This is a genomic window from Nocardia sp. NPDC004151, from assembly GCF_042874235.1.
Lineage (GTDB): Bacteria > Actinomycetota > Actinomycetes > Mycobacteriales > Mycobacteriaceae > Nocardia.
Map to the genome: position 1 here is coordinate 9,619 of NZ_JBIAMR010000001.1, position 24,167 is coordinate 33,785.

22 protein-coding genes are annotated in these 24,167 nt (G+C 67.7%); 10 read left to right on the forward strand and 12 right to left on the reverse strand.

Annotated elements, in window-relative coordinates; all coding sequences use genetic code 11:
* Nucleotides 1–141: 141 nt before the first annotated feature.
* The 4 genes from ACFYTS_RS00075 to ACFYTS_RS00090 all read right to left on the reverse strand — a co-directional run bounded on the left by ACFYTS_RS00075 (nt 142) and on the right by ACFYTS_RS00090 (nt 6,440).
* Nucleotides 142–3,633 (reverse strand): indolepyruvate ferredoxin oxidoreductase family protein, encoded by a 3,492-nt coding sequence (locus tag ACFYTS_RS00075; RefSeq protein WP_387300259.1) that lies wholly within the window; start codon nt 3,631–3,633, stop codon nt 142–144.
* A complete protein-coding gene (locus ACFYTS_RS00080) occupies nt 3,630–5,279 on the reverse strand; it encodes an FAD-dependent monooxygenase (RefSeq protein ID WP_387300261.1) in 1,650 nt (549 codons plus the stop codon). Before ACFYTS_RS00080 ends, ACFYTS_RS00075 begins: the two co-directional genes overlap by 4 nt.
* The gene (locus tag ACFYTS_RS00085) at nt 5,276–5,791 is read right to left on the reverse strand and encodes a VOC family protein (protein ID WP_387300263.1); all 516 of its coding nucleotides are present in this window, start codon (nt 5,789–5,791) and stop codon (nt 5,276–5,278) included. Before ACFYTS_RS00085 ends, ACFYTS_RS00080 begins: the two co-directional genes overlap by 4 nt.
* Nucleotides 5,792–5,876: 85 nt before the next feature.
* Entirely contained in the window at nt 5,877–6,440 is a 564-nt protein-coding gene (locus ACFYTS_RS00090) for a TetR/AcrR family transcriptional regulator (protein ID WP_387300264.1), read from the reverse strand.
* A 100-nt stretch (nt 6,441–6,540) separates the two neighbouring features.
* Here ACFYTS_RS00090 and ACFYTS_RS00095 point away from each other — a divergent pair, with 100 nt between their 5' ends.
* Together ACFYTS_RS00095 and ACFYTS_RS00100 are read left to right on the forward strand one after the other, a co-directional pair.
* Nucleotides 6,541–7,407, forward strand: a complete 867-nt coding sequence (locus tag ACFYTS_RS00095) for a fumarylacetoacetate hydrolase family protein (protein ID WP_387300266.1) — start codon at nt 6,541–6,543, stop codon at nt 7,405–7,407.
* Nucleotides 7,404–9,272, forward strand: coding sequence for an acyl-CoA synthetase (locus tag ACFYTS_RS00100; protein WP_387300268.1), 1,869 nt, complete (start codon nt 7,404–7,406; stop codon nt 9,270–9,272). The genes ACFYTS_RS00095 and ACFYTS_RS00100 overlap by 4 nt, the downstream gene beginning before the upstream one ends.
* Before the next feature lie 34 nt (nt 9,273–9,306).
* Here ACFYTS_RS00100 and ACFYTS_RS00105 read toward each other — a convergent pair whose 3' ends face one another.
* Both ACFYTS_RS00105 and ACFYTS_RS00110 read right to left on the reverse strand, forming a co-directional pair.
* The gene (locus ACFYTS_RS00105) at nt 9,307–10,230 is read right to left on the reverse strand and encodes an SGNH/GDSL hydrolase family protein (RefSeq protein ID WP_387300270.1); all 924 of its coding nucleotides are present in this window, start codon (nt 10,228–10,230) and stop codon (nt 9,307–9,309) included.
* A gap of 94 nt (nt 10,231–10,324) precedes the next feature.
* The gene (locus tag ACFYTS_RS00110; RefSeq protein ID WP_387300272.1) at nt 10,325–11,338 is read right to left on the reverse strand and encodes an AraC family transcriptional regulator; all 1,014 of its coding nucleotides are present in this window, start codon (nt 11,336–11,338) and stop codon (nt 10,325–10,327) included.
* Between the two features lie 164 nt (nt 11,339–11,502).
* Here ACFYTS_RS00110 and ACFYTS_RS00115 point away from each other — a divergent pair, with 164 nt between their 5' ends.
* From ACFYTS_RS00115 to ACFYTS_RS00130, 4 genes are read left to right on the forward strand one after another with little or no spacing between them, the layout of a single operon-like run.
* Nucleotides 11,503–12,024 (forward strand): hypothetical protein, encoded by a 522-nt coding sequence (locus ACFYTS_RS00115; RefSeq protein WP_357282812.1) that lies wholly within the window; start codon nt 11,503–11,505, stop codon nt 12,022–12,024.
* Between the two features lie 11 nt (nt 12,025–12,035).
* On the forward strand, nt 12,036–13,367 hold the full coding sequence (locus tag ACFYTS_RS00120) for a Dyp-type peroxidase (RefSeq protein ID WP_387300274.1): 1,332 nt from the start codon (nt 12,036–12,038) through the stop codon (nt 13,365–13,367).
* A complete protein-coding gene (locus ACFYTS_RS00125; protein WP_387300276.1) occupies nt 13,364–14,383 on the forward strand; it encodes a hypothetical protein in 1,020 nt (339 codons plus the stop codon). Before ACFYTS_RS00120 ends, ACFYTS_RS00125 begins: the two co-directional genes overlap by 4 nt.
* Nucleotides 14,380–15,030 carry a GAP family protein gene (locus ACFYTS_RS00130; RefSeq protein ID WP_357282431.1) on the forward strand — a complete coding sequence of 217 codons (651 nt, stop codon included), beginning with the start codon at nt 14,380–14,382 and terminating at the stop codon, nt 15,028–15,030. Before ACFYTS_RS00125 ends, ACFYTS_RS00130 begins: the two co-directional genes overlap by 4 nt.
* Nucleotides 15,031–15,218: 188 nt before the next feature.
* Here ACFYTS_RS00130 and ACFYTS_RS00135 read toward each other — a convergent pair whose 3' ends face one another.
* The gene (locus tag ACFYTS_RS00135; RefSeq protein ID WP_357282432.1) at nt 15,219–15,689 is read right to left on the reverse strand and encodes a carboxymuconolactone decarboxylase family protein; all 471 of its coding nucleotides are present in this window, start codon (nt 15,687–15,689) and stop codon (nt 15,219–15,221) included.
* Nucleotides 15,690–15,731: 42 nt separating this feature from the next.
* Nucleotides 15,732–16,097: a DoxX family protein gene (locus tag ACFYTS_RS00140; protein ID WP_387300279.1), complete on the reverse strand. Its 366-nt coding sequence runs from the start codon at nt 16,095–16,097 to the stop codon at nt 15,732–15,734.
* A gap of 180 nt (nt 16,098–16,277) precedes the next feature.
* Between ACFYTS_RS00140 and ACFYTS_RS00145 the strand changes: the two genes are divergently transcribed.
* Both ACFYTS_RS00145 and ACFYTS_RS00150 read left to right on the forward strand, forming a co-directional pair.
* On the forward strand, nt 16,278–16,901 hold the full coding sequence (locus ACFYTS_RS00145) for an LppP/LprE family lipoprotein (protein ID WP_387300281.1): 624 nt from the start codon (nt 16,278–16,280) through the stop codon (nt 16,899–16,901).
* A gap of 207 nt (nt 16,902–17,108) precedes the next feature.
* Nucleotides 17,109–18,332 (forward strand): PucR family transcriptional regulator, encoded by a 1,224-nt coding sequence (locus ACFYTS_RS00150; RefSeq protein WP_387300283.1) that lies wholly within the window; start codon nt 17,109–17,111, stop codon nt 18,330–18,332.
* On the opposite strand, the gene ACFYTS_RS00155 is transcribed toward ACFYTS_RS00150, so the two are convergent.
* Entirely contained in the window at nt 18,316–19,338 is a 1,023-nt protein-coding gene (locus ACFYTS_RS00155) for a MaoC family dehydratase N-terminal domain-containing protein (protein WP_387300285.1), read from the reverse strand. The genes ACFYTS_RS00150 and ACFYTS_RS00155 overlap by 17 nt on opposite strands.
* 216 nt (nt 19,339–19,554) lie before the next feature.
* On the opposite strand from ACFYTS_RS00155, the gene ACFYTS_RS00160 reads away from it, so the two are divergent.
* Nucleotides 19,555–20,685: an esterase/lipase family protein gene (locus tag ACFYTS_RS00160; RefSeq protein ID WP_387300287.1), complete on the forward strand. Its 1,131-nt coding sequence runs from the start codon at nt 19,555–19,557 to the stop codon at nt 20,683–20,685.
* A 40-nt stretch (nt 20,686–20,725) separates the two neighbouring features.
* Here the strand turns inward: ACFYTS_RS00160 and ACFYTS_RS00165 are convergent, their stop codons facing one another.
* Nucleotides 20,726–21,388 (reverse strand): TetR/AcrR family transcriptional regulator, encoded by a 663-nt coding sequence (locus ACFYTS_RS00165; RefSeq protein ID WP_357282441.1) that lies wholly within the window; start codon nt 21,386–21,388, stop codon nt 20,726–20,728.
* A gap of 115 nt (nt 21,389–21,503) precedes the next feature.
* Between ACFYTS_RS00165 and ACFYTS_RS00170 the strand changes: the two genes are divergently transcribed.
* A complete protein-coding gene (locus tag ACFYTS_RS00170; protein ID WP_387300289.1) occupies nt 21,504–22,865 on the forward strand; it encodes an ABC1 kinase family protein in 1,362 nt (453 codons plus the stop codon).
* On the opposite strand, the gene ACFYTS_RS00175 is transcribed toward ACFYTS_RS00170, so the two are convergent.
* Nucleotides 22,828–23,751 carry a formylglycine-generating enzyme family protein gene (locus ACFYTS_RS00175; protein WP_387301051.1) on the reverse strand — a complete coding sequence of 308 codons (924 nt, stop codon included), beginning with the start codon at nt 23,749–23,751 and terminating at the stop codon, nt 22,828–22,830. The genes ACFYTS_RS00170 and ACFYTS_RS00175 overlap by 38 nt on opposite strands.
* 29 nt (nt 23,752–23,780) lie before the next feature.
* A complete protein-coding gene (locus ACFYTS_RS00180; RefSeq protein WP_357282445.1) occupies nt 23,781–24,083 on the reverse strand; it encodes a hypothetical protein in 303 nt (100 codons plus the stop codon).
* Nucleotides 24,084–24,167 lie beyond the last annotated feature (84 nt).

The window sequence follows — 24,167 nt, forward strand, 5'->3', positions numbered from 1 at the left end:
TACCCAGCGACCCAACAGACACTATCGATACCCCGAATCCACAGTGAAGCACTACCTTTTCATCTCAACCGCACATTATCCGACCGGCGACCCGCCCACCCCCCGATGCCGGAGGTCGGGCGGGAAACCGGCCGCGGGGAGTCAGCGACCGGTGACCACTGCCGGTAGGCGGTCGGCGACGGCGGCGCGGTAGGCGTCGACGTTGGCGGCCTTGATCGCCTCGTAGCCGCGGATCATGTCGGGGAGGCCTGCGATGTCGACGGCGATCGGGTGGGTGCCGGGATTCAGGGACTCGAGAAGTTCCGTGATGGTGGCGCGGTATTCGGTGATCAGAGCGCGTTCGGTCCGGCGGATCTCGGCTCGGCCGAAAGGGTCGAGGCGGGTGCCGCGCAGGCGTCGCAGGGCCATCAGCGCACGGTAGACGGGTCGGAACCAAGGGCCCAGTTCGAGCTTGTTCTTCAGACCGAGGGCTCGGAGCGCCGGGGGATGCAGCCGGTAGGAGATCCGAGCGCCGGGACCGAATTCGGCTTCGACGGCGCGGCGCACCTCGGGGTCGAGGGAGAGCCGGGCCACCTCGTATTCGTCCTTGTAGGCCATGAGCTTGTACAGGTTTCGGGCCACGGACTCGGTGAGTGCGGTCGACCCGGGCATCCGTTCGGATTCGACCCGGAGGACCTGCGCGACGAAGCCGCTGTATTGCCGTGCGTAGGAGAGATTCTGATAGTCGATCAGATCCGGAACCCGGATTCCGAGTAGGCGGTGGAGTTCCGATCCCGGCTCGGCGGGCACGGCCGAAATGAGGTCTGCGGCCGCGCTCGACAATTCACGAACGGTTTCGACCGGACCACGGGCCCGTTCCATGGCGATGTCGAAGGCTGCCGGGTCGGCGACGGACAGACGGCCGTATCGGAATGCCGTCGTATTCGCCTCGGCTTGCACGCCATTGAGGGCGATGGCCTCCTCGATGGCGGCCGGCGGCAACGGCAGTGCCCCGGCCTGCACGGCCGCGCCCGCGAGCAGCAGATTGGCGAATTGATCCGCGCCGAGCAAGGTGGTCGCGGCGCCACGCGCATCGAGGAAGCGGCTGTCGGCGGCGGCAGCCTGGATGGTGTCCCGGATCGGACCGTGCGCGGGGAAGGAGACGGCCGGGTCGATCACCATCTGCCCGGTCGGGACTTCGCTGGTGGAGATCACCGCGACAGTGCGGGCCGGATCGACGGCCGTGAGGTAGCGGGGCTCAGCGGCGACGAGCAGATCGCAGCCAAGGTAGAGGTCGCACTCGTCGGCAGTCGCCTTGCTGCCCTGTTCGATCGGCTCGGTGGAGAATTTGAGATCGGAGACGACGGCGCCGCCCTTCTGCGCGAGCCCGGTCTGATCGAGTGCGCGGACCCGATGCCCGGCCAGGGTGGCCGCGGTGCTGAGCAGCTGGGCCAGCGTCACCACACCGGACCCGCCGACGCCGGTGATGCGCGTGGTGTGAGTGCCGGGGAAGGTTCCGGGCGGGGCAGGGATGTCGTTCGGGTCGAGGGCCGCGGGGGCGGGCCGGGCACGCTTCCCGGCGGGGACGACGGAAAGGAATGACGGGCAGTCTCCCGCCAGGCAGGACCGGTCGATATTGCAGGAGGATTGGTCGATGTGGGTCTTGCGGCCGAATTCGGTGTCGATCGGTTGCACCGAGAGACAATTCGACTTCTGCCCGCAGTCACCACAGCCCTCGCAGACGCGTTCATTGATGACGATGCGGTCCACGGGTGTGGGCGTGAGCCCGCGTTTGCGTTTGCGGCGCAGCTCGGTGGCGCATTCCTGATCGTGGATCAACAGGGTGACACCCGCTGTGCGGGAGAGGGTTTCCTGCGCCTCGATCGAACGGTCACGATGCCAGACCTGAACATCCTTGGGTAACCGCACTTTTCGATACCGCTTGACGTCATCGGTCGTCACGATGATCCGTGCGACTCCTTCGGCCAGCATGGCGGTACAGATCGCCGGGACCGGCATCACCCCGACAGCCTGTTGACCGCCGGTCATCGCCACCGCCGAGTTGTACAGCAGTTTGTAGGTGATGTGACTGCCCGCGGCGATCGCCGCACGCACCGCCAGGCTGCCCGAATGGTGGAAGGTCCCATCGCCGAGATTCTGGATCAGATGGGTGCGGGAAAGGAACGGCGCCATGCCGATCCACTGCGTACCCTCACCCCCCATCTGGGTGAGGCCGGTGATGTCGCCGACCTGGTCCGGGCTCATCAGCGACACCATGCCGTGGCAGCCGATGCCCGCGCCGACGGTGGCCCCGTCCGGCGTCTTCGTGGAGACATTGTGCGGGCAACCCGAGCAGAAGTACGGCGTCCTGGTGACGAGCGGCAGTGCGCGCGAGCCGATTCCGGTGCGGCGGCGACCACGCCACTGCTCCGCGGTCGGGAATCCGCCGATCACGGACAGCCGTGCGGCCAGCTTCCCGGCGATGACGTCCGGGTCGAGTTCGCCGTCCGCGGGCATGAATACCGCTCCGTCGGGCAGCCGCTTGCCGTGCACAGCGGGAGCTCCGGGGCTGCCGTACAGCAGATCCTTGACCGCGATCTCGAGGAACGGTCGCTTCTCCTCGATCACCAGAATTTCGTCGAGGCCCTCGGCGAATCGCCGGACGATGGATGGTTCCAGCGGATGGATCATCCCGAGCCGCAGCAGCCGGACGCCGCGGCGCTCCAGCTCGGCGTCGTCGAGCCCGAGCATCCGCAAGGCCTGCCGCACATCGAGATACGTCTTGCCCGCCGCGACGATCCCCAGCCGGTCGCCCGCGCCGGCGTGGGTGATCCGGTTGAGGTCATTGGCCACGGCGTAGCGTCGGGCGATCTCGATTCGCGCGCCCTCGCGGCTGCGTTCGAGCACCCCGAGCGTCGGTTGCAGGACGTGCGCCGTCACCTCGTGCCGGTAGGCGACACCGTCGACCGTCAGGTCGGGCACGACGGGCCGCACCCGATCGGGGTCCAGGTCCACCGTCCCCGAACCGTCCGCCACATTGGTCGCGATCTTCAGCGCCACCCACAGTCCGCACGCCCGCGACATCGCCACCCCGTGCAGCCCGAAGTCCAAGGCCTCCTGCGGATCCGCCGGATACAGGGTGGGCAGACCGAGGTCGGCCAGCAGCCCCTCGGACGCGCCGGGCACGGTGGAGGATTTGGCGGCCGGGTCGTCGCCGACCAGCGCCAGCACCCCGCCTTCGGGGTGCGTACCCATCAGGTTCGCGTGCCGGATGGCGTCGGAGGCGCGATCCAGCCCCGGCGACTTGCCGTACCAGAGCGCGAGGACGCCATCGACACGTTTATCGTCCTGGGTCGCCGCCCATTGCGTGCCCTGCACGGCGGTCGCCGCCAGTTCTTCGTTGACGCCGGGGCGGAACACGATGTCGTGCTCGTCCAGCAGTGCGGCGTTGCGGGCGAGTTCGGTGTCGTAGCCGGCGAGCGGCGAGCCTTCGTAGCCGGAGATGAAAGCCGCGGTGCGCCGACCGGCACGCAGGTCCGCGCGCCGCAGCTCCAGTGGCAGCCGGGCCAGGGCCTGGATCCCGGTGAGGTGGACGGCGCCGTGCTGCCGGGTGTACCGGTCCGACAGGGTGACCGGTGCGATCTGGTTCGTCATGGGTTCGGCTTTCTGCCGCAGGCGGTTCGGAGTGCGGCGGCGAGATCGGCGGCGGGTGCGCTGGAGCCCTGATCGGTCGACCAGGCGATATGCCCATCCGGCCGGACCAGGATGACTCCGGCCGAGCCGAGACCGAAGCGGTCGGTGTCGAGTTCGAAATCGTGCCCGACGATGAAGGCCCGGCACGGGACCTCCCCGGCGGCTTCGGAAAGCGCTGTCGCCCAGTCCGATCCGGAGGGACCGGCGATCACGGTGAACCACGGACCGATCAGATCGAGGGTCGATACCGTGGCGCCCTCGTGGACGATCCACGCATGCGGCAGCCGCGCGCCCGGGACCGCTACGGCGATCGGATCGGCGTCGGTGTCCTCCCCTCCGTAGACATAGGCCAATTCCTGATCGAGATCGTCGAAGTGCTCTCGATGCCGCGGGATCGCCGCGGCCAGCAGCTCGCGCTCACGCTGGGCGACCGAGGGTTCGGCACTGTCGAGCCGCTCGGCGATCTGGATGGTGAGCGGTCCGATTCCGGCGTCGAACATCTTCAGGGCATTGGCGACGCTGCGCTCGGCATTGCTGATCGCGACCGCCTTGCGCTCGGTTTCATAAGTGTCGAGCAGGGATTCGGGCGCCCAGCCACCGAGCACCGCGGCCAGCTTCCAGCCGAGGTTGTCGGCGTCGGCGAGCCCGGTGTTCATGCCGAGCCCACCGGTCGGCGGGAATTGGTGCGCACTGTCACCGGCGAGCAGCACCCGGCCGGTGCGATAGGTTTCGGCCGTGCTGGCCGCCATGGTCCAGGTCCCGATCGAGCGGATGTCGACGGCGAGGTCCGCGCTGCCGACCGCGGTGCGTACCAAGTCGATACAGCGCTGCGGGGTGTAGTCCGACAGCGATTCCAGGGCGGGGTCGAACGGCCGGTTCAGCGTCCATCGGTGCTTGCCGTCCATTCCGATGAACACACCAGGCGATTCGGCGTTGATCATCCAGATGAGCAGGGCCGGATCGGTGTCGGTCCACGGCGACAGGTCGGCGTGGAAGTAGATGTTCACCTGCCGACCCAGCTCCGGCATTCCCGCCATGCCGATTCCGAGGTCGGCGCGCAATGTGCCCGCCGCACCATCCGCCGCGACCACATAGCCTGCCGCGATAGTTCTTGTCGCACCGCCGGATTCGACGAGCACGTCGACCTGATCACCGGTATCGGTGACGCGGACGACGCTGGTGTCGAAGTGAACGGTGGCCATGCCCTGCGCTCGCAGCGCGTCGAGCAGCCGCTGCTGGACGCGATCCTGCGCGCACGAGGTGATCATCTCGGGAGAAGCGTTGCCGCGGCGTACGATTCGCTCCGCTCCCCCGTCGGCCAGATTGATCCGGCCGAGCGGCTCCCCCGCGAGGGTCTGCTTCCAGACGATGTTCAGCATCCACTCCGGGGCCACCGCGTCACCGGTGACAGCGGCGGCGACACCCCAGGCGCGCAGCAGTTCCATCGAGCGCGTATTGACGACGTGCGCGCGGGGATGCGGATTGACCGCCCCGAAACGCTCACAGACGATGCTCGGAATACCGTGTCGCCCCAGCACATACGCGGTGGCGAGGCCGACCGGGCCCGCGCCGGCGATGAGCACCGGGGTCTGTTCGTCCGCGCTCACGGCCGCCGCACCAGATCGGCCAGGGGCTCGCCCGCTTCGAATCGGGCGACGAGTTCGTCGGCATCGAATTCGACGCCGATGGGATTGGCGTCGAACGCGCCGGAGTCGAAGAAGTCCGCCAGCTCCGCGTCGGTGGCGAAGTTGTCGATCTGCAATTCGATGTGGTTGCCCTCCGGGTCCTCGTAGTACATCGAGGTGGTGGGGCCGTGGTTGATGGTCCAGAACGGTTGCACGCCAACGGCCTTCAGACGCTGGTAGGTGCCGAGCAGGTCGCCCAGCGAGTCGTAGGTGAAGGCGACGTGGTGCAGTCCCGAGTGCGCGTCCGTGGGCCGCTGGGACGCGCCGGTGGCGAGGAAGGCGACGCGATGATGCTCGTCGTCGTAGGTCACGAAGGCCAGCATGTCGTTGCCGAACACCAGGCGACCCTCGAGCACCTGCACGTACCAGTCGACCATCTCCGGCAGCCGGCCAGTGCGCAGGACGACGTGGGCGAGTTTTGCGGGTGATGCCATGAGCGGACTCTCCTTTGAGCCGAGACTCTCTTGAATGGGATACAAGAGAAGCTAGGCCCGCTCATGAATGGAAGTCAAGAGGTGATTATCGCCTCGCCTCCGCGGTGGCCACCAGCGAGGTGATGAGCAGGTCGATCAGCTCGCCGGTAGGCCGATCCAGCCGGCGGACGCTGATCAGCAACCCCTCGAACAGCACATGGGCGAGATCGGTGATCGACGCCGGATCCGCCCCGGCGGCGGCGCGCTGCGAGATCGCGGCCAGCAGCCGTTCTTCGAGCCAGTCCTGCATGCGCCCGTACACCGCGCGCAGCGTCTCGGTCTCGTCCATGCGCTCGTAGGCGACGCGATGCAGCCCGCGATAGGGCTCCATGCGCACCAGCAGGTCGACCAATTCGTCCCGCGGATCGCCCACCGATTCCGCCTCGACGAGTGCGCACGTCTCGCTGAAGATCGAATCGACGACGGCCGCGAAGAGGTCGTCCTTGGTGGGGAAATACCAGTGCACCGCGGCGGGCGCGATACCGGCGGCCCGGCCGACCGCCGCCACGCTGGTGCCGCGATAGCCATTGGCGGCGAAGAGTTCGCGCGCATGCGCGACGAGCTCGGCCTGACGTTCGGCCTTGGGGATGTCCTGGCGATTCTTGGGCATGGGGCAACTCTAGGCCCGCTCTTGACTGAGAGCTAAGACCTGCTCTTAACTATGAATCAAGAGAAGGCCGGTGTGGTGCCGGTGAACAAGGAGGTTCGGCATGCGTCTCTACTCCACCGACGACGGGCTCGCGCGAGAAGACCGCGCGGGCGTGCTCACGCTGCTCGATTTGCCTTACGCCGATGTCGGCGCGCTGTTGCGCGGTCCGGGACTGGACGCCGCCCGCACCGCGATGACGCTGCGGGAACAGGCCCTCGACCAAGCGGTGCTGCGGCCGCCGGTGGCACGTCCGGGCAAGGTGCTGATCATCGGATTGAACTATGCGAGCCATGCGGCCGAAGCCCTGGAAATGTTCGCGGCGCTGGGAAAGACCGACATCGCAGTGCCCAATGAACCGAACATGCAAGTCACCGCGGGATCGGCGGTCGTCGGGCCCGGCGATCCGATCGTGCTGCCGGAGGTCGCCGCGGAACAGGTCGACTACGAGGGTGAGGTCGCGCTCGTCATCGGCACGCCCGCACGCGGTGTGTCCGTCGACGAGGCCTGGCGTCACGTGGCCGGGTTGACCATCGTCAACGATGCCTCCGCGCGCGATATCCAGCTGCGCGCGATGACCGGCGACCCGAGCGCTTCCATCGGCGTCGCCAAGAGCTTCGACACCTTCAAACCGCTCGGGCCTTGTCTGGTGACCGCCGACGAATTCACCGAGACACCCGACCTCGCCCTCCGGACCCGGGTCAACGGCGAACTGCGTCAGGACGATCGGACCAGCGGCTTCATCCACTCCATACCGGAGTTGATCGCGCACGTGTCGCGGTATCAGACCCTCGAACCCGGTGACGTGATCTGCACCGGCACTCCGCGCGGGGCCGGCGTGTTCTCCGGGAGGTATCTGCGGGCGGGTGATGTGGTCGAGGTGGAGGTAGAGGGCATCGGCGTGCTCGCGAATCGGGTGGTGTGCGCGTGAACGCCCAGCTCGATGCGGCCTCCGTAGCCGGTGAACTCGCGCACCTCGAGTCGATTCCGCTCAGCGACCGAGACCTGCCGGGAAGCACCTACGAGCTGATCGCACGGACGGCTCGCCGCCATCACGACCGGACCTCACTGCATCTGCTGCCCGGCGGGAAGGGGTGGGACCGGCCCGAAACCTGGTCGTACGGCGAGCTTTTGCGGCGCATCGACCAGGCCGCGAATCTGTACGCCGCGCTGGGCCTCGAGCCCGGCGGCGTCGTCGGGCTGATGCTTCCCAATACCGGGACCACCTATTCCGCGTTCTTCGGCGCGCAGGTGATCGGTGTCGCCAACCCCGTCAATCCGATGCTCGCCACCGAACACATCGTCGACATCTTCCGGCTCACCGGTGCGCGCGTCCTGGTCGCTCCCGCACCGGAAATCGATGCCGCGGTGTGGCGTAGAGCGTGTGCGGTCGCCGCGGCCCTGCCCGATCTGCGGGCGCTGATCTCCGTCGGCGGCGCGGTCGACGACGCGCCGCCGCTATGGGCCGGGGACTTCGACGAGCTGGCCGCGGGCCAGCCGCGGGAGCTCACCTTCGACCGGCGACCCGGACCCGCGGATCTGGCGGCGTACTTCCATACCGGCGGCACCACGGGGACACCGAAAGTCGCGCCGCAGACGCACGCGAATCAGGTGTATGTCGCTTGGGCCCTCGCGCAGCACGCGATGTTCGCCGGAACGTCGGTCATGCTGGCGGGGCTGCCGTTGTTCCATGTCAACGCCGTGCACGTCACCGCGCTCGCGCCGTTCTATTCGGGGGGATCGGCCGTCTCGCTCGGCCCCCTCGGCTATCGGGACCGGGCGGCGATGGCCGACTTCTGGCGGATCGTGGAACGCTATGGCATCACCGGCTTCTCGGCGGTCCCGACCGTCTATGCCGCCTTGCCCGCCGTCCCCGATGGCGTCGAGATCTCGAGCCTGCGCGGCGGAATCGTCGGGGCCGCACCACTTCCCGGCCGAGTCCGCACGGACTTCGAATCCGCTACCGGAGTACCGATGCTCGAGGGATACGGCCTCACCGAGGCCACCTGCGTCAGCGTGCTCGCGCCGACGACCGGCAATCGACCGGGCGCGGTCGGGCTGCGGCTGCCGTACCAGCGGATCAAAGCCGTGCGGGTCGACGACGAAGGAATGCCCCGTGGCGATTGCGCGCCCGGCGAGGACGGTGTGCTCGCCATCCGGGGCCCCAGCGTCTTTCCCGGATACCTCCGGGCCGGACTCACCGGTCCGGCACCCGACCCCACCGGAATCGTGGTGGACGACTGGTTGATCACCGGGGACCTGGGCCGCGTCGACCCGGCGGGATTCGTCACCCTGACCGGCCGGGCCCGCGACGTCATCATCCGCGGCGGCCACAATATCGACCCTCGACTGGTCGAGGAGTCACTGCTCGGGCACCCGGATATCCTTGCCGCCGCGGTGGTTCCGAGACCCGACGCGCATGCCGGGGAAGTCCCCGCGGCCTATGTGGTCCTGCGCCCGGGGGCCGCGGCACCGGTCGCCGAACTGCTGACCTGGGCCGCCGCGCACGCTCCGGAACCGGCCGCCGCACCGAAGTTCATCGACCTCATCGGCGCGATACCCCTCACCGCCGTGGGCAAGGTGCACAAGGTGCCGCTGGTCCATGACGCCACGCGCCAGGTCGTAGCCCTGGAGCTGCACGCGACCCGGTTACGTGGCGACATCGCCGTCTCGACGCACAACAGCCACACGCACGCGCGGATCGAACTGGCGGGCAACGCATCAGACGAACTGATCGGCGCATTGACCGAACGGCTGGACGCGTACTCGTTCTCCTACGCCGTCGATCGCACCTAGGTTCCGGAGACGGTCACCGCGCCCGAGGGCGCACTCAGCGTCCGTAGCTGTGGTAGATCGCGTTCGCGACGACAGTGTCGCCCTGGGTCGACGGGTGGAAGGGGAGGCCGTCGATTCCGGTGCGGGGGTCGAGGATTCCGTTCAGCCAGGGCTGGGGAGAGCAGAGGTCGTGGCCTACGGAGAGGGCTCGGCCGTCGAAGAAATCGATGCCCAGGAGTTGGGCGGCTTCTCGTTGCGCGACGTCGATGCGGTCGAGGAATTCCACCAGTGCGCGGCCTCGCGGGTTGACGAACGGCGCGACGCCCAGGATGGAGAGGCAGATGGCGCCGCTGCCCGGGGTGAGGAGTTCGGGGTAGCCGACCAGGACGATGCGGGCGTTCGGTGCGTAGTACTTGATGTAGGTGACGGCGTTGCTCATGCGCTTGGCCATCAGGGCGCCGGAGACGCCGGTGTAATCGGTCATGCGGCCCTGCTCGACCGAATCCGGGTCACAACCCAGCTCGAGGTTGAACACGCAGGACTGCAAGGAGCTGAACAGGGTCTGATCCGATGATCCCCATTTGTCGTTCATTCCGAACTGCAAAGTCACCAGTTTGGTGTTCGGCCCGAAAGCGCCCTCTTTGTCGGCGCGCTGCGCCTGCTGGGCCATGGTCCAGCCGGGGCCGCTGTCGATCGACGCACCGGGACACGAAGGATCGGACACCCGGTCGGTCCCGTGCACGCCCATCAGCTTGGCCAGCTGCACCGGCCAGGCCGTGGCTCCGTGCCGATTGCAGTCGTTCTTGCCCTCGAAATGATCCCAGTCGTTGGCGGAGAACGAATCTCCCAGCACCACAAGCTCTTTGCCCGCTGGAGCCGGGTCCGCCGCGACGCTGCCCGCCGTCGCCGTCGTGACCGCGAGCGCCGCGATGGCCGCGCGCATCCACCGTCGGCCATTACCCAGCGACCCAACAGACACTACTGACACCCCGAATCCATACTGAAGCGCGATCTTTTCAACTCAACCGGGCAGCGTATCCGACCAGAGCGGCGGATATCCCCGTTTTCGGAGGTCAGGGAATTTCGGCCGCCATTCGGGCGCGACGCCATTCGGCGGGGCTGCAGCCGTGGTGGCGGCGGAACCAGCGGGAGAAGTTCGCGGGGGCGGTGTAGCCGAGGAGGCCGGCGACGTCTGTGAGCGAGCGGCGGGGGTTGGCGACCAGGTGGCGGGCCAGTTCGGCGCGGGTGGAGTCGAGCAGGGAGCTGAAGGTCTCGCCTTCGGCGGCGAGCCGGCGGTGGATGGTGCGGCGGTCGACGCCGAGGCTGCGGGCCACATTGTCGACCGAGCAGCGGCCGGTGGGCAGGAGCAGTTCGATGAGTTCGCGGACGCGTTCGGCGGTGGTGACGGGGCGGACGGGGAGGAGGGGGTCCAGCAGCTGCTGGGTGTAGGCACGCAGCTGCGGATCGGCCATGGCGTTGGGTGCGTCGAGATCGCTTGTGTAGGCGAGGATTCCGTTGAAGTCCTGCCCGAAGGTCACATGCGGCCCGAAGGTGCGGTGATGGGCGCGCGAGTCCGGCGGGGCGGGGTGGGTGAAGCGAACCTCGACGGGCTGCCACGCGGCGCCGCGGAATCCGGCCAGCAGGCCGTGCAGCACGCCGACGGCCAATTCGACCGATTGGCGGGTATCGCCGGGCTGGCCGGTATCGAGGGTGAGCCGGATGGTGGCGAGGCCGTTCTGTTCGGTCAGGCGGGTGCGCAGCGCCTCGTTGTAGGTGTCCTCGTGCCGCGACATCACGGTCAGCGCGCTGCGCACATCGGGTTCCTCGCGAATGACCAGGCTCAGCGGACCCAGGTTGGCGAAGCGGCGGCGGGCGGCCAGGCGCAGCCCGAAATCGGGGCATTCGGCCGCGGCGGCCGAGCGCTCCAGGAGGTCAGCTATCGCCGCGGCGGGGACCCATCGGTCCTGCAAGCTCAGCCCGGCGGGGTCCAGACCCGATGCGCGCAATAGCCCCACCGGGTCAATTCCCAGCGATTTACCCAGGTCAACGTACTCGTTCAGTGCCGCGTAACGGGCCAGCGGTTTCAACGTCTCTCCGATGTCCCCAAATGATCAATCCTCCGTCCCGCAATGATAAGCGATCGACATTTCCCGTCCCTACAGTTGGTTATGTTCCAGCTACCGCAGCCAGATCGAAGTGGAAGGACGAGAACGTGGCCACAAGCAACGAGGATTGGTCCAAGCCGGCCGCCATGGCACTCCCGGAGACGGGATATTTCGAATTCGAGCAGGGGCGATACGGACCGGTCTATCCCCGCACCCCCGCCAACTACGGATTCTCGATCATCGCCAAGGTGAAGCCCGGCCACGAGGCCGCGATCCGGGAGCACGGCAAGGTCATCCAGACCGCGGTCGAACAAGACCCGACCGTGCTCGCGCCCCTGCGCCTGCACTACCTGCGCTGGGTGCTGTTCGATATCGGCGACGGCCTCACATTCCAGTACCAGGGCATCTTCGACACCGACTTCGACAAGTACCTCGAGGACGCACTCGACCTGTTCCTATCCACGGGCCTCACCACCACATTCGTGAATCTCGAAGGCTTTCCCGAAGATTGGCGCACCAACCGGTCCGCCGCCATCGAGTTCTTCCGCAAACACCAGTTCCCGAGCTTCCTCGAGTACGGCGAGTACCCGTATGTGACCTCCGACGAGATCAAGAAGGCACTACGGCTCAAGTCGGCGTTCTCGAACATGCTCGACGAGATGCAGTAGCGGGACCGATCGTGCTCGAATTCGACGATATCCAGCACATCCTGCTGACCCGGGTGCCCGCGCTGACCGGGCGCTACGAGTTCCTTTCCTTCACCGACCCGGCCGCGGCGCGCGCATGGCTCGCGGCCATGACCGACCGGGTGCCCTCGGCCGCCGATCTCCAGGAGTCGGTGGACACCGACAAGCAGTGGGTGTCCGTGGCTTTCACCTGGAACGGTCTGCGCGCCCTGGGCGTCCCGGCGGACGCGCTGGCCAGCTTTCCGGAGGAATTCCGCCAGGGCATGGCCGCCCGGGCGGAGGTCCTGGGCGACGAAGGGGCCAACCATCCCGACCATTGGGTCGACGGCACCGCGGGAGAGGATCTGCACGCCATCGTGATCCTGTTCGCCCGCGACGCCGCCGAACGCGAACGCCGGGTGGCCGACCACAATGCCCTGCTCGCCGCCTTCCCGGGCGTGACCGTGTTGTCCTCGCTGGACCTGGAGGCGGTGCCGCCGTTCGACTACGCGCACGACCACTTCGGTTACCGGGATCGCCTGTCGCAGCCAGTGATCGAGGGCAGCGGCGAGGAACCCACCCCCGGCAGCGGTGCGCCGGTGAAGGCCGGGGAATTCATCCTGGGCTACCCCGACGAGCGAGGCGAACCGAAGGAACAGCCGCAGCCCGAGATACTGTCGCGCAACGGCACCTTCATGGCCTACCGCCGGCTTCGCGAGCATGTGGGTCGATTCCGCGACTTCCTGGCCGAACACGGCGCGACCGCCGACGAGCAGGAAATGGTGGCGGCCAAGCTGATGGGCCGGTGGCGCAGTGGCGCGCCGCTGGTCCTGGCTCCGGAAACCGATGACCCGGAGCTGGGCGCGGATCTGTCGCGCAACAACGACTTCAACTACAAGGAGATGGATCCGCACGGCTACGCGGTGCCGCTCGGCTCCCACATGCGCCGCATGAATCCGCGCGATACCGGCGTGAACATACAGCGCCGCCGCATGATTCGGCGCGGTGCCACCTACGGTTCGCACCTGCCCGAGGGCACGCCCGAGGACGGCGCGGATCGCGGGATCGCGGCCTTCATCCTGTGCGCCAGCCTGGTGCGCCAGTTCGAGTTCGCCCAGAACGTGTGGGCCAACGACAAGTCCTTCCACGAACTGGGCAACGAGCGCGATCCGATCATCGGCAATCAGGACGGCACCCTGGAATACAAGATTCCGAAGCGCCCGATTCGCAAGACCATCAAGGGAATTCCCGCGTTCACCACCGTGACCGGTGGCGCCTATTTCTTCCTGCCGGGGCTGCGGGCCCTGCGCTACCTGACCACTCTCACCGACAGCGAGGAAGCATGAGCTCGTTCACCCCGGCCCGAACCTATAACCAGTCCCACGTGGCCCGCCCCTACACGCCGGGCAAGCGCCGCATCAGCATCTACTGGACCTGGAGCTATCCCTGGGAGTCTCAGCGGAATCCGGCCGAGCTGGACAACCGCTTCTCCACCATGACCGAGGTGCGCCAGGCCCTCTGGCCCGCCTACGAGACCCCCGAATACGACGCCGCCCACTTCCTGCAGGGCATCGCGGGCACCCTCGAACTGTTCCACCGCTCCACCCTGCACTTCCAGCAGCTGGCCGGTGAGGTGACCGAGCATCCGGTGGCGGTGTTCCAGCGCATCGACCAGGCCGGATACAAGCTGCCGATCGACGAGCGCATCCTGGCCGACACCGACACCCTCATGGTGTTCGGCCTGGATCACCTGCTCGCACAGGAGGCGGCGGCACCGGAGGAGATCGCGGCCATCCAGCAGTGGTTGCAGCGGGAAGGCACCTGTCTGTTGCTCGCCCCGCACCACGATGTCGGTTTCACCGATGACCTGGCGCAGCGTCAGGTGGAGTTCGAGCACCACGGCGACCCGCTGGTGCCGCGCCAGCAGCGGTTCGGCGCGTACACGCGTTCGCTGATGACGGCCCTGAACGTCCCCGTCCACAATGTGTACGGCCTGCGTCCGGCCGTCGTCGAGGGCACCAAGTCGATCGCGCCGCTCACGGCGTTCCGCGATCTGGACGCGCCGCGCCTGCTCGACAACGTCACCACGTTCAACTTCCACCCGCACCTGCCGCACTACCAGCTCACCGAGCCGGAGAGCGATTCCGTGCGGCTGCTCGCCCGTCAGCCGATCGAGTTGTCCCGCCCGCATCCGTTCATCGAGGCGGGCAATACCGAGTTCAACACCCTGCTGTGGTTGCCGCCCAACGATGTTCGCGCCGGCGACATCGTGATGGCGGACTCCACCAACTTCACGACCCTGTTCGGCGGCACCGACAGCCTCGTCAACTTCTGGCGTAATCTCGCGGCGATGGCCTCGTGATCGCAGACCTGCTGCCCTTGGCGATCGGTGTGGCGCTCTCGCCCATACCGGTGGTGGCGGCCATCCTCATGCTGTTGTCCGCCAATGCCGGACGGGCGAGCGCCGGCTTCGCGCTCGGCTGGGTGACGGGGATCGTGACGGTCACGGGCCTCGTCACCGCGGCCGCGGCATCGGGTTTGATGCGGTCGGCGAGCCAGCCGTCGATCGCGGCCTCGGTGATCAAGACCGCCATGGGCCTGCTGCTGGTGTACATCGCGGTGCGCCAGTGGGGCAGTCGCAAGGACGATTCGATTCCGGGGTGGATGAAAGCCATCGACGAACTGGGGGTCGCCAAGGCCGCGGGCTTCGGACTGCTGGTGTCCCTGCTGAATCCGAAGAACCTGCTCCTGTGCATCACGGCGGGAGTGACCATCGGCACCGCGGGCCTGAACCCGACCGGCACGGCGACGGCCTTGACCGTCTTCGTCCTGCTGGGCGCCGCCTCGGTACTCGTCCCGGTCGGCGGGTACGCCATCGCGGCCGATCAACTGCGCGGCGCCCTGGCCCGCCTGAAGAACTGGCTACAGGCGAACAACCACACCGTGATCGCCGTGGTGTTCATGGTCATGGGCACCACCGCCCTCGCCAAGGGCGTGACCGGCTTCTGACGGATCAGGAAGTGAGATGGGGACATTCGGCATCCAGTTCGGGGATCCACGGACACGACGCGATCCCGCACCGGCCGGAGGTGTGATTCGGCTGGGCGAGGATGGGGAGACCATCTCGGAGTGGACAGCGCAGATCACCGCTGTCGAGGAGTTCCTCGACAGCGGTGATCTTCAGGGGCGAGGGCGGGTTACCACTGGCCGGGGGTGTAGGAGCCGCCGACCATGCCCGCGAGGACGTTGAGGCGGTTCCAGGCGTTGATGGTGGCGATGAGGGAGATCAGGGCGCCGATCTGGTCGTCGTCGTAGTGCTTGCGGACCTGGGCCCAGGTGTCGTCGGAGATGGCTGAGGAGGTGTCGGCCAGGCGGGTGCCCTCCTCGGTGAGGGCGAGGGCGGCGCGTTCCGGGTCGGTGAAGACGGTGGATTCGCGCCAGGCCGCGATCATCGCCAGGCGGACCGGGGTCTCGCCGGCGTGGGCGGCGTCCTTGGTGTGCATGTCCAGGCACATACCGCAGCCGTTGATCTGCGAGGAACGGATCTTCACCAGTTCCTGGGTGGCCTTGGGCAGGCTGGACTCGTCGATCACCCGGGCGGCGGTGACCAGTCGCTTGTTGAACTTGGCGGCAATGTCATTGGCGTACAGGTTGAAACGCGGTTCCATGATCTTCTCTTCTCTCGATCGACAGATTGGTAGCGGTCTCGGTCAGACGGCGAAGCCCAGGCCCATGGCCACGGCGACAGGGACCAGGTACAGCAGAGGGAACGGGATGCTGCCGTAGTGGCGGGCGCGGATAATGGTGATCACCGCACCGGCGAAGTACAGGATCAAGCCGATCGCGGCGGCTACCCCGATGAAGGGAATGAACAGTCCGGCGATCAGGCCGACCGCGCCGGCCGCCTTGGCCAGCGCCAGCGGGGTCCACCACGATTCGGGCACCGAGTACTGGCGCAGCGGGTCCACCACGAACTCGGCCCGGCGGTACAGCGAGAACGCCGAGAAACCCACCCAGGCGGCGGCCACGACGGTGACGATGACATAGGCGATGTACATGATGGACTCCAATTTCATTGCGGGAGAGAGCTATAAGGCCCTCTGCGAGTGCGGTAGCCGGGGTCCGGAGCGCGCTGCGTTTCGGTCGGCTTCGTCAAGGTGACGACGCAGCCCGTGGATGTGTGACACGGCCGATCGCGCAACGTTTCTCGCGTGGTCCGCGAATATCTCGGTAGTACCGAGGGGAGAGGACTGGTCATGAAACGGATCGTCGGGATGGGCATGGCGGTTGCGGCGTTGGCGCTCGTTACGGGCTGTCAGGACGGGGCCACCACGCCCAAGCCCGCAGGGACGCCGACCACCACGGTGGGTGCGCCCGGGGGTGTGCAGCCGACGGGTGCGGAGCAGGCGCCGGTGGTGACGAAGCCCGCGGGGGACGGGACGCCTGCCACGGCGGGTGGCGGGAAGTGTGTGGATCTGAAGTCGCCGGTGGTGACGGCGGCGTTGGGGAAGCTCGGGGCGAATGTGGGTGGGGAGGGGTTCTCCGCGCAGAGTGGGACCGAGGCGAAGGTGGGGTCCTGTCCGGCGCTGATGTGGGTGCTGGCGGATACGCCGCATGGGACGGCCAGTTCGCCGTGGCATGTGATGTTGTTCAACCAGGCCGGGTACCTGGGGACCGCGACGAAGAAGTCGACGTCCTATACGTCGGTGGTCGGGTCGTCGGATCGCAGCGTGCAGGTGCAGTACCGGTGGCTGGCGGGAAGCGATCCCAGCTGCTGCCCGTCGGGTGGGCCGGTGGTCGTGACGCTCATGCTGGGGGCGGACGGTCATACGGTGACGCCGGATCGGGACTTCCCGACCGAGGTGACCAATCCCAAGTAGTCCTGTCGAAAAGTGAGCAATCCTGCTGCTCCGGTGGACCGGGAGCGGCGGGATTTGCCGTATCTGGAGGAAGAATACGCAGGTGGGGCAGGGTATTCCGGGGGCGCGGAGGGGTGATTCGAAAGAGAGTAGAAGGTGAGCTGGTGGTCACTTTAGAGTTCGAATCACCGTGACCTTGCGGTAGATCACCTCGGAAGGGAGTCGATGATGACAACCGACCCAGCGCTCCGCACCGGGCTGACCGTGTCCGGCCGTCCCATGTCCGGGCCGCTGCAGGACGTGCGCACGCTGTCCCGGCAATTGGTGGGGCATTTCGTCGACACCGTGATCCCGTGCGGCACCCTGCCCGGGGATGTGATCTCCGGGGACGTCACCCGGGTCACCCGGGTCTGCCTGGACCTGGCCGTCAGCATGTTGGACGGCAAGGACATTCCCGCGAAGGTCGAGCGGCTGTCGGACGCGGCCGCGGGGTGGGCGCGGGAGGGGGTGCCGATCGACACCGTGCTGCATTCGGTCCACGAGGGATTCAAGGTCGGGATGGACCTGATCACCTCCGGGGCCACCGCACAGGATTACGCGCACCTGATGGACGCCGCGAGACTGGTGGTGGAGCTACTGGACACCATCAGCGCGACGGTGGCGCGGGCGTACGTGAGTGAGCTCCGGGCAGTGGTCAGCGAACACCACAATGCCGTGCACACCCTCACCTCGGCGCTGCTGGGCGGCCACCCGACCTCCACCATGGCCCGCGAATGCGGCATCGATATCGCGGCCGAGTATTCGGTGGTGGCCCTGGATATTCCGCGGCATCGGGACGAACAGCACCCGATGCTGGACGGAAAAGTGGTGGCCCGCCGCAAATTACGCCGCGTGCAGGCCGAACTCGCCACACGCTGCGGCGAATCCGCGCTGGCCCTGTTGAGCGTGGACGGCGGCACCGTCCTCTTGCCCACCACGAGCCCGATCACCGAACAACTCGACGAACTGCTCACGCGATTGTCGGCGGCCGCGCGCGTTCCCATCACCGCGACGGTGGTCGTCGCCGCACCGTCCGATATCCCGTCGGCCGCCGACCGGGCCCACGAACTCCTGGACATCGTGCACCGCCTGGCCTGCGAACCGGGCCTCTACCGATTCACCGATATGGCGCTGGAATACCAGCTCACCCGGCCCGGCCTGGGCCGCGAAACCCTCGGGGCCCTACTGGATCCGCTCGACGCGCATCCCGAACTGCTGCAAACCCTGCGCTGCCACATCAGCACGAACCTCAACCGCCGCCGCACCGCGCGTTTGATGCACATCCATACCAACACCGTCGACTACCGGGTCAAACGCATCTGCCAGATCACCGGTTTCGACCCGACGGTGACCTCTGGTCTGTGGCAGCTGCGGGCGGCGCTGATCGCCCGCTCCTTCACCGACCGCGAGTAGCCGCGAACGACACTTCCGCGGTGGCATAGCCGAACAGCTTGCGCCCCTGCGATCGGGCGTCGATCGCGATCGTCGCGGTCCGCCGCCGCCGGTCACAGGCGATGACGCGGCCGTTGAACTCGATATCCGCGCCCTCGAAACGCGGAACCGCGAGATAGTGCACGTGATTGGCGAATTCGGCCCAGAACTTGACGACCGCGGCGGGATCCCGGGTCCACGAGCTGACATACCCGGTGGCCAGCGCCAGCACCAGCTGCCCGGGCGCGACCTGCACGGGCCGCCCCGACGCTGTGAACCGACGGCGGTCAACCTCCGTATCCCCCACCGCGAGCGCGTAGTTCGCCAGATCGCGTGCGGTCACGGTGGCCCCCGCTGTGGGCAGGGCGGTATTGACGGCCAGACCGTCGAAATCGATGTGCGAGCCGTCCGCTCGCGGCTTCCCGCTGCGCCGGACGGCCGCCCGGACCACCGGGTCGGCGTATTCGGTGAGACCCACCCTGGCGGCCGGCCGGGCGCGGGCCGGCGCGCCGCCGGTCTCGCGACCACCGACCAGGAGAGCCGTGGAGCAGGTCTGCACCGGCTTCCCGTGCTGATCGGTGAGCGCGCCGGTGACGGTCACGACATCGAAAGACCGGAAATGCCGGAATGATTCGATGGAGAAGTCGCAGTTCAGCACGTCCCCCGCGAGTAACGGACGACCGATCTCGAGGGTTTGGTCCACGTGGACGACCCGGTCCGCCCGGGATCCGGTGATCAACCGTTCGAGGACCTCGCGACGCGCCTGCTGCCACACCAGCGCCCCGAAGGTCGGCGGGGCGACGAGTGCGTCGAAACCCCAGCGCGCCGCCGCGGATTCCTGCCAATGCGCGGGATGGTAAGCCTGCACGGCTCGCGCGAACTCCCGAATCCTGCCGCGCTCCACCGGAAACGAACCCGCGCACCGATAGTGGTGCCCGACCAGCGCGCGCGCCTGCTCCGCGGCCGCGCTCCGAGCATCTGTGTTCACCCGATCGATGATTCGCCGTCCGCCTGGCTACTCGCGCGTTCGTTCGTCAGATTCAGAAGACTCACCGCCGCGCGAAACCGGGTTTGTGACGGAGAACCCCCGCATCAGCGCACCCTTTGTTGCACGCCATGGCTGCGCCACCGCCGATTCGGGCTGCTTTCCAAATTCCCGTTCAGCACCGGTCCGACCAGCGTTTCCGCTCCTAGGTTCGCCCTCATGAGACGAAGAACCCGCCCGCACGCGCTACGGGCACTGGTCATGGTGGGAGTGTCACTGCTGACGCTCGGATTCGCGGGGACGGCGGCGGCCGAACCCTCCGGCAGCGGCGGCACCGGATCGGCCTGCACCTCCGGGAGCGGCGCCGGCTCGGGCAATGGCTCCGGAAACTGTTTCGGCGGTTCGGGATCCAGCGCCGGACTGTCGGGCGGCTACGCCTCCGACACCGTCGGCTACGGTCCGCCCATGACGTCCTGGCTGGCCGCGTTCGGGTACGGCCTGGCCAATCCCGATATCGCGCCGCCCGGCACCAATGACTGGAACTGCAAGCCGACCGCCGCGCATCCGCGGCCGGTGGTGCTGGTGCACGGCACCTGGATGAACGCCTACAACGGTTTCGCGTACATGAGCAAGCCCATCACCGACGCCGGATTCTGCACCTTCACCTTCAATTACGGCCGTTCCGGCCTGGTGCAGGGCGGCGGGCTGGGTTCGGTGCTGCCGGGCGTGATGGGCACCGGCTACATCCAGGATTCGGCGAAGCAGCTGGCCGTGTTCGTGGATCGGGTGCTGGCGGCGACCGGCGCACCGCAGGTCGACATCGTCGCGCATTCGCAGGGCGGCCCGATGTCGGGCTGGTACACCAAGTTCGAGGGCGGCGGCGCGAAGGTGAAACACCTGATCACCTATGGTGCGACGCATCACGGCACCTCGCTCGACGGGATCGGCGCGCTGGGCCGGGCGATCAACAACTTCGGTATCGACGTGCTCGGCTTCGTGGAGCTGTTCGTGGGGCACGCCGGTATCCAGCAGACCATCGGCTCGGATTTCATCAACAAGCTGAACGCGGGCGGCGACACCGTGCCGGGCATCGACTACACGGTGGTCGGCACCCGCTACGACGAGATCACCAACCCGTCGGAGCTGACCTATCTGAAGGCGGGTCCGGGTGCGCGCGTGGACAACATCGTCCTCCAGGACGGCTGTGAGCAGGATGTCTCCGACCATCTGACGCTCATGTACTCGCCGCGAGCGCTGTCGATCGCCTTGCGGGCACTGGATCCAGAGCGGTTCCCGACGCTGCAGTGCACCTTCAATCCGTGGGTGATCGGCGGCGGCGGAGGGTTGTAGACGCCTCGGTCGGGGGGCTCGGCGGGCATCGCCATCACCGTCATCGGGTGATGTCCGCCGGGCTGCCGTCCATTTCGGCGCTGATCCAGGCCGCGATCATGTACCCGGTCATGGCGACGACCTCCTGCCGTTCGTCACTGCCGACCTCGAGCGCGGACGCGCGCATCACCCCGGCGAATCCGGTATTGACCAGCACCGCGGCCATCACATCGTATTTGTGGTCGTTGCCCGGGCCGAGCAGCTGGATGAGCAGCACCTTGACCAGCAACCGCAGCCGTGGCTCGAACTCCGGCAGTCCACTGTTGTAGAACTGCACGCCGCCGACCAGGGCCCGCACCAGCTTCGCGTTCGCGACCGGTTCCTGGGTGAACATCTCCAGCAGTCCGGTCACCACGTCGGTGCGCGACTGAAGGGTCTGCGTCTCCGATTGCGGCGGCAGCCCGGAAAGCCATTGGGTGAAGCGGTTCTCGACCCTTTGCAGCAGCTGCTCGAGCAGTTCGTCGACCATGACGCCGCGATCGGCGAAGTACCGGTAGACGGTGCCGATGCTGACCTCGGCCTCGGCCGCGATCCGATTGGTGGAGGTGTCGGCGATGCCCCGCTCGCCGAATAGCCGCGCGGCGGTGTCGAGGATGTGCGCGCGGGTGGCCTTCGACCGCTCCTGGGTGGGTCCGCGACGCTGTCGCGCTGCCTTCGGCGGCATCACAGCCTCCCTGCTGTGCGGCGAAAATGAGCTTTGCTCATCTTAGGGCGACGAGCTCGACCCGGCTGTATGTTGTTGCCACACAGGCTCGAAGGCCCACACGGAGGTGCCATCCATGACCGGTCGAGTACGCGGCGGCCGGGTGGCCCGGGGCGGCCGATTGGGCAAGCTGGCCGCCGGGCAAGCCTTGCGCGGAGCGGGAACCCGTGTACAGATGATCGGCCGCACCGAGGAGGCCCGGCGCATCCTCGCCGAACGGTCCACGTTGCAGGCGGCGCAACAGCTGGTCACCGTCCTCGGCGGGATGAAGGGCGCGGCGATGAAGCTGGGACAGATGCTCTCGGTGCTCGAGGTCGACCTGATCCCGGAGGCGCATCGGGAGATGTTCCGCGCCAAGCTCGCCGAATTGCGCGACCGCGCCCCCGCCGTGGATTTCGCCGCCATGCGCACGGTCATCGAGGACGATCTCGGTCCGTTGTCCCGCGTCTTCGCCGATTTCGACGAGACCCCGGTCGCCGCCGCCTCCATCGGGCAGGTCTACCGCGCCACCCTGCACGACGGCCGCACCGTGGCGGTGAAGGCCAAGTATCCGGGCGTCGACGACGCTGTCGCCGCGGACATGCGCAACCTCGAATTCTTCAGCAGGCTCTGGAAATCCGCGCTACCCAGTGCCGCCGACGGCGGTGTCCTCGATGAGATCGCCCGCAATATCGGCACCGAGCTCGACTACGTGCGCGAGGCCCGCACCCAGCACCGCGCCGCCGCCCGCTTCCGCGGCCACCCCTACATCGTGGTCCCCGACAGCATCGAAGAATTCTGCGCGCCACACGTTCTCGTCACCGAATTCATCGACGGCTCCCCCTTCGAGCACATCCGCACCCTGCCGGCCGCCGACCGCGACCGCATCGGCGAGCTCATCTACCGCTTCTACATCACCGGCCTGTTCACCGATGCCGAGTTCTGCGGCGACCCGCACCCCGGCAATATGCTGCTCGCCGCCGACGGCCGCATCGGCTTCGTGGATTTCGGCCTCTACCACCGGATGGATCCGCGGCACGTCGAATTCGAACGCACCGCCCTGCGCGCCGCCGCCGAGAACCGGCCCCGGGACCTGTACGACCTGTGGACCGACCGCGGCATCATCGACCCGGCCGCGGGCGTCACACCCCAGGAATGCTTCGAATACGTGTGGGCCGCGGCCGGATGGCATCTCCTCGACGAGGAGATCACCATCACCCCGGAACTCGCCACGGCCGCCGTCGTCCACGCCGTCGACCCGCGCTCGACCGATTTCCGCGGCATGCGCCGCCAGCTCCTGCCGCCCGAGCACGTCTTCTCCCGCCGCGCCGACCTGCTCACCTTCGCGGCATTGGGCCAACTCGGAGCGACCGGCAACTGGCACCGGATCGCCCGGGAATGGCTCTACGACGAGCCGCCGGTCACCGAGATCGGCCGTCGTTCGCGCCTGCACGCATGACCGTCCGGAAGCCGAGGTGGCAGGTGGACGTGTCCTCGGTCTGGCCCTGCCGGGCCGCCGGTCGATACCGGAGGCAGTAGTTGGGTGCGCACAGGAACGAGCCTCCCTTGGTGACGCGACGCGGAAAGCGTTCCACCGTATCGGATTCCGTGACCGCCGGATTGGCGGGCGCGCAGCACGAGGCGGGCGCGGGACGCCGGTGGTCAGCGGTGAAGAGGTCGCTGGTCCATTCCCAGACATTGCCGGTCATGTCCGACAGGCCGTAACCGTTGGGCGGATAGGTGCCCACGGCGGTGGTGCCGGGCTGTTCGGATTGTCCACGGGCGGGGAGGAATTCCCACGGGAAGCGGCCCGTCCAGGTGTTGGCCATGCGGCGGCCGCGTGGTTCGAATTCGTCACCCCAGGCGTAGGTGGCGGCGTCGAGGCCGCCGCGCGCGGCGAATTCCCATTCGGCTTCCGTCGGGAGCGATCTGCCCGCCCAGGTGGCGTAGGCGGTGGCGTCCTCGTGGGCGACCTGGGTGACGGGATGACGGTCGAGGCCGTCGAGGGTGCCGGCCGGGCCGCGCGGATGCCGCCACGACGCGCCGGGCACATATGCCCACCACCGCCGGTAGTCGTCGAGGCGCACCGGTCCGGTGGTGCGCTGGAAGACCAGTCCGCCGGGTACCAGGGCGGCGGGATCCGCGCCTGGGAAATCGTCTGGGTCCAAGGGTCTTTCGGCAACCGTCACATACCCGGTCGCCTTCACGAAGCGGCGGAACTCGGCGTTGGTCACCGGGTGCTCGTCGATCCAGAACGGTTCGACGGTCACGGTGTGGACCGGTCGCTCCTCGGGGAAGAAGTCCTCCGACCCCATGGCGAAGCTGCCGCCCGGCACCCGCACCATGCCCTTCGGGGTTACGGGCAACCCGGTGGTCACCGCTCGTCGAAGCCCACCGCGGGGCCTCGGTAGCGGTCGGCGCGGTGGGATAGTCGCTCGGAGAAGGTCTCGGCCCAGGCCATCGACTCGGTCTCGTCGGTGTTCTTCGCACGACGCCGGGTCGCCGACGGCGAGGTCGACGGCCGACGCTTCGAGCCGCCCGGGCGGGCTTGGAACGCCAGCACCCGAACTCCCCAGGCCACGTATGCCGCCACGCTCATCCCCGCGCATTCGGCGGCATCGCTGAGGGTGAGCCAGTCGTCATCCCCGACGCTCACCACGATGTCCCTGCTTGCCATGACTGAACGGTAGTCCGATTGGGTCTCTGTCGTCGGTAAACCCAGGTCCAATGCCGTGTCAGGAGTGTCAGGAGCCGTATCAGG